This window comes from Geodermatophilus normandii (genome assembly GCF_003182485.1).
Classification (GTDB): domain Bacteria; phylum Actinomycetota; class Actinomycetes; order Mycobacteriales; family Geodermatophilaceae; genus Geodermatophilus; species Geodermatophilus normandii.
The window spans coordinates 1,652,878-1,665,060 of the sequence record NZ_QGTX01000001.1 but is presented as its reverse complement, the minus strand read 5'-3'; the positions used below and the strand labels follow the sequence as shown (position 1 = coordinate 1,665,060).

10 protein-coding genes are annotated in these 12,183 nt (G+C 73.6%); 2 read left to right on the top strand and 8 right to left on the bottom strand.

What is annotated here, in order from left to right; genetic code table 11:
* Positions 1-2: 2 nt before the first annotated feature.
* From fbaA to clpB, 7 genes are all read right to left on the bottom strand, one after another.
* Positions 3-1,037: a class II fructose-bisphosphate aldolase gene (gene fbaA, locus JD79_RS08195; protein ID WP_110005124.1), complete on the bottom strand. Its 1,035-nt coding sequence runs from the start codon at positions 1,035-1,037 to the stop codon at positions 3-5.
* An 80-nt stretch (positions 1,038-1,117) separates the two neighbouring features.
* A complete protein-coding gene (locus JD79_RS08190) occupies positions 1,118-2,512 on the bottom strand; it encodes an FAD-binding oxidoreductase (protein WP_110007544.1) in 1,395 nt (464 codons plus the stop codon).
* 116 nt (positions 2,513-2,628) lie between these two features.
* Positions 2,629-3,231 (bottom strand): orotate phosphoribosyltransferase, encoded by a 603-nt coding sequence (pyrE, locus tag JD79_RS08185; protein ID WP_110005123.1) that lies wholly within the window; start codon positions 3,229-3,231, stop codon positions 2,629-2,631.
* Between the two features lie 72 nt (positions 3,232-3,303).
* Positions 3,304-3,984 (bottom strand): fasciclin domain-containing protein, encoded by a 681-nt coding sequence (locus JD79_RS08180; RefSeq protein ID WP_110005122.1) that lies wholly within the window; start codon positions 3,982-3,984, stop codon positions 3,304-3,306.
* 145 nt (positions 3,985-4,129) lie between these two features.
* Positions 4,130-5,659: a molybdopterin-dependent oxidoreductase gene (locus tag JD79_RS08175; protein ID WP_110005121.1), complete on the bottom strand. Its 1,530-nt coding sequence runs from the start codon at positions 5,657-5,659 to the stop codon at positions 4,130-4,132.
* Positions 5,660-5,875: 216 nt separating this feature from the next.
* On the bottom strand, positions 5,876-6,517 hold the full coding sequence (locus tag JD79_RS08170; RefSeq protein WP_110005120.1) for a hypothetical protein: 642 nt from the start codon (positions 6,515-6,517) through the stop codon (positions 5,876-5,878).
* A 121-nt stretch (positions 6,518-6,638) separates the two neighbouring features.
* Positions 6,639-9,236 carry an ATP-dependent chaperone ClpB gene (clpB, locus tag JD79_RS08165; protein WP_110005119.1) on the bottom strand — a complete coding sequence of 866 codons (2,598 nt, stop codon included), beginning with the start codon at positions 9,234-9,236 and terminating at the stop codon, positions 6,639-6,641.
* 205 nt (positions 9,237-9,441) lie between these two features.
* Between clpB and JD79_RS08160 the strand changes: the two genes are divergently transcribed.
* Both JD79_RS08160 and JD79_RS08155 read left to right on the top strand, forming a co-directional pair.
* Positions 9,442-9,915, top strand: a complete 474-nt coding sequence (locus JD79_RS08160; RefSeq protein ID WP_245899926.1) for a MarR family winged helix-turn-helix transcriptional regulator — start codon at positions 9,442-9,444, stop codon at positions 9,913-9,915.
* Between the two features lie 102 nt (positions 9,916-10,017).
* Complete coding sequence (locus tag JD79_RS08155) at positions 10,018-10,461, top strand: OsmC family protein (protein ID WP_110005117.1); 444 nt, start codon at positions 10,018-10,020, stop codon at positions 10,459-10,461.
* A gap of 63 nt (positions 10,462-10,524) precedes the next feature.
* Here JD79_RS08155 and JD79_RS08150 read toward each other — a convergent pair whose 3' ends face one another.
* Entirely contained in the window at positions 10,525-12,135 is a 1,611-nt protein-coding gene (locus tag JD79_RS08150; protein ID WP_245899925.1) for an MFS transporter, read from the bottom strand.
* Positions 12,136-12,183: the final 48 nt, after the last annotated feature.

Here is a 12,183-nt window from a genome sequence, read left to right as displayed (position 1 = left end):
GCTCAGGCGCCCGGCGACTGGCCGGCCGACAGCAGGTCCTCGCAGGCCTGCACGACACGGTCGGCCATGCCGGTCTCGGCGAGCTTCATGTAGGGCCGCGGGTCGTAGGCCTTCTTGTTGCCGACCTCGCCGTCGACCTTCAGGACGCCGTCGTAGTTGCTGAACATGTGCCCGGCGATCGGCCGGGTGAAGGCGTACTGGGTGTCGGTGTCGACGTTCATCTTCACCACGCCGTAGGACAGCGCCTCGCGGATCTCCGACTGCAGGGAGCCCGAGCCGCCGTGGAAGACGAAGTTGAACGGCTTGCTGCCCTCGGGCAGGCCCAGCTCGGCGGTGACGACCTCCTGGCCCTGCTTGAGGATCTCCGGCCGCAGCTTGACGTTGCCCGGCTTGTAGACGCCGTGGACGTTGCCGAAGGTGGCCGCGAGCAGGTAGACGCCGCGCTCGCCGAGGCCGAGGTGCTTGGCCGTGGCCACGAAGTCGCCGGGGGCGGTGTAGAGCTTCTCGTTGATGTCGTGCGCGACGCCGTCCTCCTCGCCGCCGACGACGCCGATCTCGAGCTCCAGCACGATCTTGGCCGCCGCGCACTTGTCGATGAGCTCCTCGGCGATCTGGAGGTTCTCCTCCAGGTCGATGGCCGAGCCGTCCCACATGTGCGACTGGAACAGCGGCGCCTGCCCGGCGTCGACCCGGTCCTTCGACAGCGCGATCAGCGGGCGGACGTAGGCGTCGAGCTTGTCCTTGGGGCAGTGGTCGGTGTGCAGCGCGACGTTGACCGGGTAGCGCTCGGCGACGACGTGCGCGAACTCGGCCAGCGCGACCGCGCCGGTGACCATGTCCTTGACCCGGGTGCCCGAGCCGAACTCGGCACCGCCGGTGGAGAACTGGATGATCCCGTCGCTGCCGGCGTCGGCGAACCCGCGCAGGGCCGCGTTGATCGTCTCCGACGAGGTGCAGTTGATGGCCGGGTAGGCGAAGCCGCCCTCCTTCGCCCGGCTGATCATGTCGGCGTAGACCTCGGGGGTCGCGATGGGCATCGGGGCACTCCTGTCGATCGACGCTGGTCGGCGGTCAGTATCGCGCCTGGGCCGGGGCGCGGACAGCGGGCGGGGTGGGTTCACCCCCGGCGGCGCAGCACCTTGCCGGGGTTGAGCAGGCCGGCCGGGTCGAGGGCGTCCTTGATCCGGCGGTGCACGTCCAGCGACACGGCGCCGACCTCGCGCTCGAGCCACTCGACCTTGATCGAGCCGATGCCGTGCTCGCCGGTGACCGTGCCGCCCAGCGCCAGCCCGAGCTCGAGGACGTCGTCGAAGGCGGCGAAGGCGCGGGCCCGCTCGTCGGCGTCGGTGGGGTCGAAGCAGATGGTGGGGTGCATGTTGCCGTCGCCGGCGTGCCCGACGACGCCGATCGTCAGCTCCCGGCGCACGGCGATCCCGTCGCAGCCGTCGAGGAACGCGGCGATCCGCGAGCGCGGCACGGCGACGTCGTCGATCAGCGTGGTGCCCAGCTGCTCGAGCGCGGGCAGCGCCATCCGGCGGGCGGCCAGCAGCAGGTCGCCCTCGGCGGCGTCCTCGGTGGTGTGCACCAGCTGCGCGCCGGCCTCGCGGCACAGCTGCGCCAGCGCCTCCACCTCCCGGGCGGCCGCCTCTCCCCCGCTGTCGGACTGGGCCACCAGCAGCGCGTGCGCGTCGCGGTCGAGGTCGGCGTGCAGCAGGTCGTCGACGGCGCGGATGCAGGTGTTGTCCATGACCTCCAGCAGGCTCGGCACGAGCCCGGTGGTGACCACGCGCTCGACCACCTGCCCGGTCTGCGCGGTGGTGGCGAAGGTGGCCACGAGGGTCACCGGCTGCTGCGGGGCCGGGCGCAGCGCGAGCGTCGCCTCGGTGATCACGCCGAGGGTGCCCTCCGACCCCACGAACAGCCGCGCCAGGTCGTAGCCGGCGACGCCCTTGACCGTGCGCCGCCCGGTGCGCAGCACCCGCCCGTCGGCGAGCACCACCTCCAGGCCCAGCACGTAGTCGGTGGTGACGCCGTACTTCACGCAGCACAGGCCGCCGGAGTTCTGCGAGAGGTTGCCGCCGATGGTGCACCAGTCGTAGCTGGAGGGGTCCGGGGGATAGAACAGCCCCGACCCCGCGACCGCGTCGCGCAGCGCCTTGTTCACCACGCCGGGCTGGACGACGGCGAGCCGGTCGGCCGGGGAGACCTCCAGGACGGCGTCCATGCGGGTCATCACCATCGTGATCGCGCCGTCGACGGCGTTGCTCGCGCCGGCCAGCCCGGAGCCCGCGCCGCGCGGGACCACCGGGACGCCGTGCCGCGACGCCACCCGCATCACCGCGACGACGTCGGCGGTGTCCCGGGGGAAGACGACCGCGGCGGGCGTGCCGGCCGCGGCGAGCATCGCCTGGTCGCGGGCGTAGCTGCCGGTGACGTCGGGGTCGGTGAGGACGCCGTCCGGACCGAGCGCGGCGGCGAGGTCGTCGACCCACGCGGTGGCGAGTGTGGTCACCGCCACACCGTACGGCGGCTCACGGATGATCAGGTGACCTGATCGTGCTGCGTCCGGGCTCACCGCCGACGCTGAGCCCGGACGCGCCACGGTGAGCCAGGACGGCGCCGCGGCGGCTACTCCAGGCCGAGGTCGGACAGCTCGAAGGCGGCGCGGTACTCCAGCCCGGCGGCCTCGACGGCGGCCCGCCCGCCCCGGTCGACGATCACCGCCACACCGATGACCTCGGCGCCGGCCTCCTGCAGCGCCTCGACGGCGGTCAGCGGGCTGCTGCCGGTGGTGGAGACGTCGTCGACGACGAGCACCGCGCGCCCGGCGACGTCGGGACCCTCGATCCGCCGCTGCAGCCCGTGGGCCTTGCCGGCCTTGCGGACCACGCACGCGTCGAGGAAGCCCTCGCCGCCGGAGGCGGCGTGCAGCATGGCCGCGGCCACCGGGTCGGCGCCGAGGGTGAGCCCGCCGACGACGTCGTAGCGCAGGTCGCCGGTCAGCTGGCGCATCACCCGGCCGACCAGCGGCGCGCCCTCGTGGTGGAGCGTCAGCCGGCGCATGTCGACGTACCAGTCGGCCTCGCGCCCGGAGGACAGCGTGACCCGCCCGTGGACGACGGCGAGGTCGACGACCAGCTCCAGCAGGCGGGCGCGGTCGGGCTGGCGGGCCCCGTTCCCGGGGCCCGCCCCGAGGGACGAGGGGTGGGGGGGACCGGGGTCCTTCTGCATGGAGGCGACCCTACGCACGGCACCGGCCCGGCTCCGCGAGGGAGCCGGGCCGGTGGCCGCTGCGGTGCGGGATCAGCCCGCGGCCGGCGCCAGCACCTGGTCCACGATGTAGACGGTGGCGTTGGCGGTCTGCACGTTCCCGCAGATGACGCCGGCCGGGGTGCCGGTGACGGTCTGGGCGACGGTGAAGGACTCTCCCGACCCCTCGATGGTGACCTCGTCGCCGGCGACGGTGGTGTGCGTGCCGGCGAGCTGGTCGGGCGTGAGTCGGCCCGGGATCACGTGGTGGGTCAGGATCCGGGTCAGCGTCGCCTGGTCGGCGAGGACGGCCTGCAGCTGGTCGGCCGGGATGGCCTCGAACGCCGGGTTGGCCGGGGCGATGACGGTGATGTCGTCGGTGGTGTTGAGCGTGTCGACCAGGTTGGCCTGGGTGACCGCCTGCACCAGCGTGGACAGGACCGGGTTGTTGCTCGCCGCGGTGGCCACCGGGTCGTCGGTCATGCCGGAGAAGCTGCCCTCGCCGTCGGCGGGGACGGCGGTGCAGCCGGCGCCGAAGGGCTCGTCACCGGCCGGCTCGGCCATCGTGCTGCTGCTCTCCATCGAGCCCGAGCCCTCCGAGGCGGACGACGAGCTGCTCTCGGGCGACGAGCTGTCGCTCGCGGCGCTGGTCTCGTCGGAGCCGCAGGCGCTCAGGGTCACGGCCAGGGTGGAGGCGGAGGCCAGCAGGAGGGCGCGGGTCAGGGTGCTCTTCATGGTCGGGGAACTCCTCGGTCGTCGGTTGCACGGTCCCTCCCGGCCCGTTCGAGGGGTCGGGAGAGGCGTCTGCGGCCAGCGTGGCCGAGACGGGCTCTGGGGGTGGTGGGCTGCCCGGCCGGCCGGTGCCGGCGCGCCGGGATCGCTAGGTCGCGATCACCCGGATCGAGTGCAGGCCGCTCGCTCCGTCCGGGAACGGCCGGGCGCGCTCCTCGGGCTGCACCTCGCCGTCGGCCGCGGTGGCCCGGACGGTGAGCTGGTAGGACCCGGGGGCGAAGTCGACGGGCAGCTGCCACTGCCGCCACAGGTCGGCGTCGACGGCGGGGGCCAGCCGGGCCTCCTGCCACTCGCCGTCGTCGACCCGGACCTCCACGCGCCGGATGCCGCGGGTCTGCGCCCAGGCGACGCCGGCGACGGCGCGCCGGCCGGCCGGGAACTGCCGCAGCGGAGCCGGGGTGTCGATGCGCGAGGCCACCTTGATCGGACCGTCGGCCGCCCAGTCGCGCTCGACCCAGTAGGCGTCGAAGGCGTCGTAGGTGGTGGCCTCGATCGAGGTCATCCACTTGCAGGCGGAGACGTAGCCGTAGAGGCCGGGGATGAGCATGCGGACGGGGAAGCCGTGCTCGACCGGGAGCGGCTCGCCGTTCATCCCGAAGGCGATCATGGCGTCCTCGACCTCGAGCGCCGAGCGGGTCGGGGCGCCGATGGTCATGCCGTCGGCCGAGCGGCACACGAGCTGGTCGGAGCGGCCGGAGATCCCGTTCTCGCGGAGGAGGTCGCCGAGCGGGATGCCGATCCAGCGGGCGGTGCCGGCCAGCCGGCCGCCGACCTCGTTGGAGACGCAGGTGAGCGTGACGTCGCGCTCGATGACGTCGTCGCGGTCGAAGAGGTCGGCCAGCGTGTAGCTGCGCGGCGAGTCGAACATCCCGCGGAGCTCGAGCCGGTAGTCGGCCGGGCGGATCTGCGGGACCGTGATGGCGGTGTCGACCCGGTAGAAGTCGCGGTTCGCGGTGAACAGCGGCGTCACGCCCTCCACCTGCTCGGCGAGGTCGGCGCCCGCGGGCAGGGCCGGGGCCGGGGACGACGGCGTCGGCAGGGTCAGGCCGCCCCGGGCGTCGCTGACGTCGAACCGGCGCTGCAGCAGGCGACCGCCGCCGCCGGTGACCGCCGCCGCGGCCAGGGCGACGCCGCCGGTGAGGAAGAAGCGGCGGCGGTCCATGCCGCTGCCCTTGCGGTCGGCCATCGACAGCGCGCCGCGCAACCGCTCCACGACGGTCTCGTCGGCGGTGCGGGGCGCTCCCGGGACCGGCGAGGTCAGCGGGTCGACCAGCAGGAGCAGGGCGACGATGCCGACGACGGCGCCGAGCACCGACGGCAGCGCGTCGAGCGGACCGCCCGCCGGCCGGGTGGCCGCGGCCAGCGCGCCCAGCACGCCGAAGAGGGCGATGCCGGCGACGCCGAGGCGGCGGGACCGCAGCGACAGCAGCCCGATGAGCACGGCGTACAGCGCGACGAGGACCAGCGTGCCGGCGACCAGGGCGACCTTGTCGTTCTCGCCGAAGGTCGCGATGGCGAGCTGCTTGACCGGCTCGGGGACGAGCGTGATGACGGTGTCCCCGACGGCGACGACCGGCGAGGAGGCCGGCCCGACCAGCCCGGCGACCAGTTCGGCCATCCCGAGCGCGACGGCCGCGGCGAGCAGTCCGGCGAGCGCGCCGGCCAGCCGCCGCAGCCCCCGGGGGCAGGGGCCGGGCCCCGTCCGGCCCGGTGGCCGGCGCGGGGGCCTGCTCGGTGGTGGTCACGCCCGGGGTTCGGGGCGATCCGGCGAGCGGTTCATCCAGGTTGGTCACGATGGGATAACGGACACCCGGGTCGCGGGGCCCGTCCCGGGTCAGAGGCCGCGGGCGCGCTGCCAGCCGCGGTACCGGTACCACTCGCTGGCCGGCTTCTGGGCCAGCGCGACCACACCGACCAGGATCAGCAGGTACTGGACGAGGGAGAGGACGGTCAGCAGCCCGGGCAGCGGCGAGCTGAGCAGGCCGACGAGGCCGAAGACCAGCGCCAGGCCGCCGAGCACCCAGAGCACGATGCGGGCCCAGTTGCGCCCCTGCCAGGCGAACCACACGAACATGAGCTCGAGCCCGACGAAGACCAGCCCGAAGACGACGCCCGCCAGGACGACGCCGGTGCTCGCGGCGTCGGTGACGCCGGAGTAGTCCGCCGGGTCGAGCCCCTGGTCGAGCAGGGCCTGGTCGACAAGCTCGTCGAGCTGCGCGAAGGTCAGGATCGAGCTGAGCAGGGCGAGCAGGATGCTGGCGACCCAGGCGCCGACGCCCAGCCGCACGGCCTGCGGGCGCTCGACCGGCGCGGGCGCGCCCCAGGAGTCGGGCGCGGCGGGCGCGGACCCGTAGCCGCCGGGGGGCTGCTGGGGGTACGGGTTCTGTGCGTAGGGGTCCTGCCCGTACGGCTGCTGCCGGCCGTACGGCTGCTGGCCCGGCTGGTCCCAGCCCTGCGGTCCCTGTCCTGCGGTCATGTGCGTCCTCTCCCGTGCGATCGCCCGCATGATGATCGACCGATCGTGGTCGGACCACCCTGCGACGCGCGGACGGGCCCGCCGTCCCCCGGAGGGACGACGGGCCCGTGGGACCGCTCGGCTACGCGCGGCGGACGGTCAGCCCGGCGTCGGCGTCGCTGCCGGCCACGTCGGCCGGCCAGTCCACGACGACCTCGTCGCCGTCGCGGATGTCGCCGGCCAGCAGCGCGCGGGCCAGCGGGTCGCCGATGGCCGACTGCACGAGCCGGCGCAGGGGGCGGGCGCCGTAGACGGGGTCGAACCCGTTGAGCGCCAGCCACTCGCGGGCCGCGTCGGTGACCGTGAGCGTCAGCCGGCGGGCGGCCAGCCGGCGGGCGAGCACGCCCACCTGGATGTCGACGATCCCGGCCAGCTCCTCGCTGCCCAGCGCCCGGAACACGACGACGTCGTCGAGGCGGTTGAGGAACTCCGGCTTGAAGTGCGACCGGACGACCTCCATGACCGCGTCACGCCGCCGCTGCTCGGGGACCGACTGGTCGGCGATCAGCTGCGACCCGAGGTTCGACGTGAGGATCAGGATCGTGTTGCGGAAGTCGACCGTGCGGCCCTGCCCGTCGGTGAGCCGGCCGTCGTCGAGGACCTGCAGCAGCACGTCGAAGACGTCGGGGTGGGCCTTCTCCACCTCGTCGAGCAGCACGACGGTGTAGGGACGCCGCCGGACCGCCTCGGTGAGCTGGCCGCCGGCCTCGTAGCCGACGTAGCCGGGAGGAGCACCGACCAGGCGGGCCACCGAGTGCTTCTCGGAGTACTCGCTCATGTCGATGCGGACCATCGCCCGCTCGTCGTCGAAGAGGAACTCCGCCAGCGCCTTGGCCAGCTCGGTCTTGCCGACGCCGGTGGGCCCGAGGAACAGGAAGGACCCGGTGGGCCGGTCGGGGTCGGCGATGCCCGACCGCGCGCGGCGCACGGCGTCGGAGACGGCGCGGACGGCGTCGGGCTGGCCGACGACCCGCCGGCCGAGCTCGTCCTCCATCCGCAGCAGCTTCTGCGTCTCGCCCTCGAGCAGCCGGCCGGCGGGGATGCCGGTCCAGGCCTGGACCACCTCGGCGATGTCGTCGGGGCCGACCTCCTCCTTGAGCATGGAGGCCTGGGCCGCCACCTCGTCCTCGGCGGTGGTGAGCGCCTTCTCCAGCTGGGGCATCCGGCCGTAGCGCAGCTCGGCCACGCGCGCGAGGTCGCCCTCGCGCTCGGCCCGCTCCGACTCGGTGCGCAGCCGCTCCAGCTCCTCCTTGATCTGCTGGATCCGGACGATCGCGCCCTTGTCCTGCTGCCAGCGGGCGGTCAGCTCGGCGAGCTCCTGCCGCCGGTCGGCCAGGTCGCTGCGCAGCACCGCGAGGCGGTCGAGGGAGGCGGGGTCGTCCTCCTTGGCCAGCGCCATCTCCTCGATCTCCATGCGGCGCACGGCGCGCTCGACCTCGTCGACCTCGACCGGGCGGCTGTCGATCTCCATCCGCAGCCGGCTGGCGGCCTCGTCGACCAGGTCGATCGCCTTGTCGGGGAGGAAGCGGGCCGTGACGTACCGGTCCGACAGCGTGGCGGCGGCGACGATGGCGGCGTCGGTGATCCGGACGCCGTGGTGCACCTCGTAGCGCTCCTTGAGCCCGCGCAGGATCCCGATCGTGTCCTCGACCGAGGGCTCGCCGACGTAGACCTGCTGGAACCGCCGCTCGAGCGCGGGGTCCTTCTCGATGTGCTCGCGGTACTCGTCCAGCGTCGTCGCGCCGACCATCCGCAGCTCGCCGCGGGCCAGCATCGGCTTGATCATGTTGCCGGCGTCCATGGCCGAGTCGCCGGTGGCGCCGGCGCCGACGATGGTGTGCAGCTCGTCGATGAAGGTGACCACCTCCCCCTCGGCCTCGGTGATCTCCTGCAGCACGGCCTTGAGCCGCTCCTCGAACTCACCGCGGTACTTGGCGCCGGCCACCATCGCGCTCAGGTCGAGCGCCATCAGCCGCTTGCCCTTGAGGCTCTCGGGGACGTCGCCGGCCACGATGCGCTGGGCCAGGCCCTCGACGATCGCCGTCTTGCCGACACCGGGCTCGCCGATGAGCACGGGGTTGTTCTTGGTGCGGCGGGAGAGCACCTGCACGACGCGGCGGATCTCGGTGTCCCGGCCGATGACCGGGTCGATCTTCCCCTCGCGGGCGCGCTCGGTGAGGTCGACGGCGAACTTCTGCAGCGCCTGGAAGGTGCTCTCGGGGTCGGCCGTGGTGACCTTGCGGTTGCCGCGCACGGTGCGGAAGGCGGCCAGCAGGGCGTCGCGCGTGGCGCCGGCGCTGGTGAGCACCGCACCGGCCTCGCCCTCCGAGCCGGCCAGGCCGACCAGCAGGTGCTCGGTGGAGACGTACTCGTCGCCCAGCGCGCTGGCCTGCTCGCCGGCGGCGTTGACGACGCGCAGCAGCTCGCGCGACGCCGAGGGGGCGGGCACGGTGGCGCCGCTGACGCTGGGCAGGCGGCGCAGCGCGGCCTCGGCCTTGGCGCGGACCTCGGCCGGGTCGGCGCCGACGGCGGTCAGCAGGGGGCCGGCGATGCCGTCGGACTGCTGCAGGAGCGCCACGAGCAGGTGCAGGGGCTCGAGGCCGGCCTGGCCCCGGTCGACCGCCAGCCGCTGGGCGGCCGCGAACGCCTCCTGCGAACGGGTGGTCAGCTTGCTCTCCATGGTCGGTGCTGTCGGTCCTCTCGTCAGGGGTGCCGGGTTCGACCCGGCGAGGTGCTGGTGTCGAGCAGTCCAACGACCGAGGAGTTGAGTCTGTTCCGCTCAACTCCGGCCCGGACTCCCACCGGGCGGGAGGAGTTCTCCTCCGAGGGGTTGACGAACGACACAACTGCATGCCACGCGACCTGGTTGTCCCTACACTCTTGTCATGACGATGACGAGCGGGGACGCGCACCTCCCCGCCCCGAGCGTGGCCCTCGACGACCAACTGTGCTTCGCGCTGTACGCGGCCTCGCGCGCGATGACCGCCCGGTACCGGCCGATGCTCGAGGAGCTGGGGCTCACCTATCCCCAGTACCTGGTCATGATGCTGCTCTGGGAAGAGGACCACCAGACCGTCGGACAGCTCGGCGCCCGGCTGGCCCTGGACAGCGGCACGCTGTCCCCCCTCCTCAAGCGGCTCACCGCGGCCGGCCTGGTCACGCGGCACCGCCGCGTGGAGGACGAGCGGTCGGTGGCCATCGCGCTCACCGACAGCGGCCGCGCCCTCCGGGACAAGGCCTTCGCCATCTCGCAGGACATGATCTGCGCGCTCGACCTCGACGTGGAGTCCTTCGCCGACCTCAAGCAGACGCTCAACGTCCTGACGCAGCGCGTCACCGAGGCGCCCCGCACGCCCTGACGCCGTAGGCGGGTTGCCCGCAACCGATCGGGGTAGGGCCGCGAGGTCCCCGCGTGCCGGCGAGACCCCGCCGGCACGCCCTCCGACCGGAAGGCAGCCCAGATGCCCACCCGTACCGCACGCACCGCCTGGAACGGCACCCTCGAGAAGGGCTCCGGCCAGGTCGAGCTGACCAGCTCGAAGGTCGGCACCTACGAGGTCAACTTCCCCAAGCGCGCCGCCGACGAGGCCGGCGGCACGACCAGCCCCGAGGAGCTCGTCGCGGCCGCCCACTCCGCCTGCTTCGCGATGCAGCTGTCGGCCAACATCGCCCAGGCCGGCGGGACGCCGCAGTCCCTCGACGTGCAGGCCGACGTCTCCCTCGGCCCGGACCAGGCCAACGGGGGCTTCAAGCTCACCGGCATCACGCTCACCGTGCGCGCCGAGGTCGACGGACTCGACGCCGCCGGCTTCGAGAAGGCCGCGCAGGAGGCCAAGGCCGGCTGCCCGGTCAGCAAGGCGCTGGCCGGCGTCGACATCACGCTGGACGCCGCACTCGAGTCCTGAGCCCCGCACAGCACGACGGCCCGCTCCCCTCCCGGGGAGCGGGCCGTCGTCGTCGGGGGGAGATCAGGCGGCGTCGGCCACCGCCGGCTCCGACTCGCGCTGCAGCCGCTCCTCGCCGCTCTCGGTGCGCAGGGCGACCTCGCGGATGAGCACGATGGCCGCCACGGCGATCACGGCGATGACCGCCGAGACGAGGAAGATCCGGCCGGTCGCGTCGCCGTAGGACACCCGGATGAGCTCCTGGATGGCCGGCGGGGCGTCCTTGAGGTCGGCCAGCCCGACGCTGCCCGACCCGGTGCCGGCCGCGGCCACCTCCGGCGGCAGACCGGCGGCGATCAGGTCGCCGACCCGGGTGCTGAGCACCGCGCCGAGCACCGAGACGCCGATGGTGCCGCCCAGGCTGCGGAAGAACGCCACGGCGGAGGACGCCGCACCGAGGTCGGCGGCGGCCACGGTGTTCTGCACCGCGAGCACCAGGTTCTGCATGGTCATGCCGATGCCGACGCCCAGGACGAACAGGAAGACGCCGAGCAGCACCATGTTCGTCTCGTGGTCGATCGTCGCCAGCAGGGCGAAGCCGGCGGTGACCAGCACCGAGCCGGCCACGAGGAACCGCTTCCACCGGCCGTGGCGGGTGATGAGGATGCCCGACACCGTGGAGGAGACCAGCAGGCCGCCGACCATGGGGATCGTCAGCAGGCCGGCCGCCGTCGGCGAGTAGCCGCGGGAGATCTGCAGGTACTGGCCGAGGAAGACCGTCGAGCCGAACATCGCGACACCGATGGCGACGCTGGCCACGATGGCGAGGGTCGTCGTGCGGTCGCGGAACAGCCGCAGCGGGACGATCGGCTCGGCCGCCCGGAGTTCGGTGACGACGAACGCCACGATGGCCACCGCACTGCCGACGAGGAACAGCGCCGTCTCCACGGAGGCCCACGCGAACTGGTTGCCGGCCAGGGTGACCCAGATCAGCAGCCCCGAGACGCCGGCGGTGAGGAAGGCGGCGCCGAGGTGGTCGATGCGCACCCGGCGCCTGGTGACCGGCAGGTGCAGCGTGCGCTGCAGCAGCACCAGCGCGACGGCGGCGAAGGGGACGCCGACGTAGAAGCACCAGCGCCAGCCGAGCCAGCTGGTGTCCACCAGCAGACCGCCGAGCAGCGGGCCGCCGACGGTGGCCACGGCCATGACCCCGCCGAGCAGGCCGGAGTACCGCCCGCGCTCGCGAGGGCTGATCATCGCGGCCATCGCGATCTGGACCAGCGCCTGCAGGCCGCCGAGGCCCAGGCCCTGGAGCACGCGCCAGCCGATGAGCGTGCCCACCGACTGCGACAGCCCGGCCAGCATCGAGCCGAGGATGAAGACGACGATCGCCAGCTGGATCAGCAGCTTCTTGCTGAACAGGTCGGCGAGCTTGCCCCAGATCGGCGTCGACGCCGTCGAGGCCAGCAGGGTCGCGGTGACCACCCAGGTGTACTGGCTCTGGCTGCCGCGCAGGTCGGTGATGATCGTGGGCAGGGCGTTGGAGACGACGGTCGAGGACAGGAACGCCACGAACATCGCCAGCAACATCCCCGAGAGGGCCTCGAGGATCTGCCGGTGCGTCATGCGCCCCTGCTGCTCGGCGGGCGCCTGCGTCCCCGGTGCGGCCGCGGTCGGCTCGCGGGTGGTGGTCACGGTGCTCCTGGACTGCTCGGTTCGGGTGGGGGACGGCGGCCCGGAGGC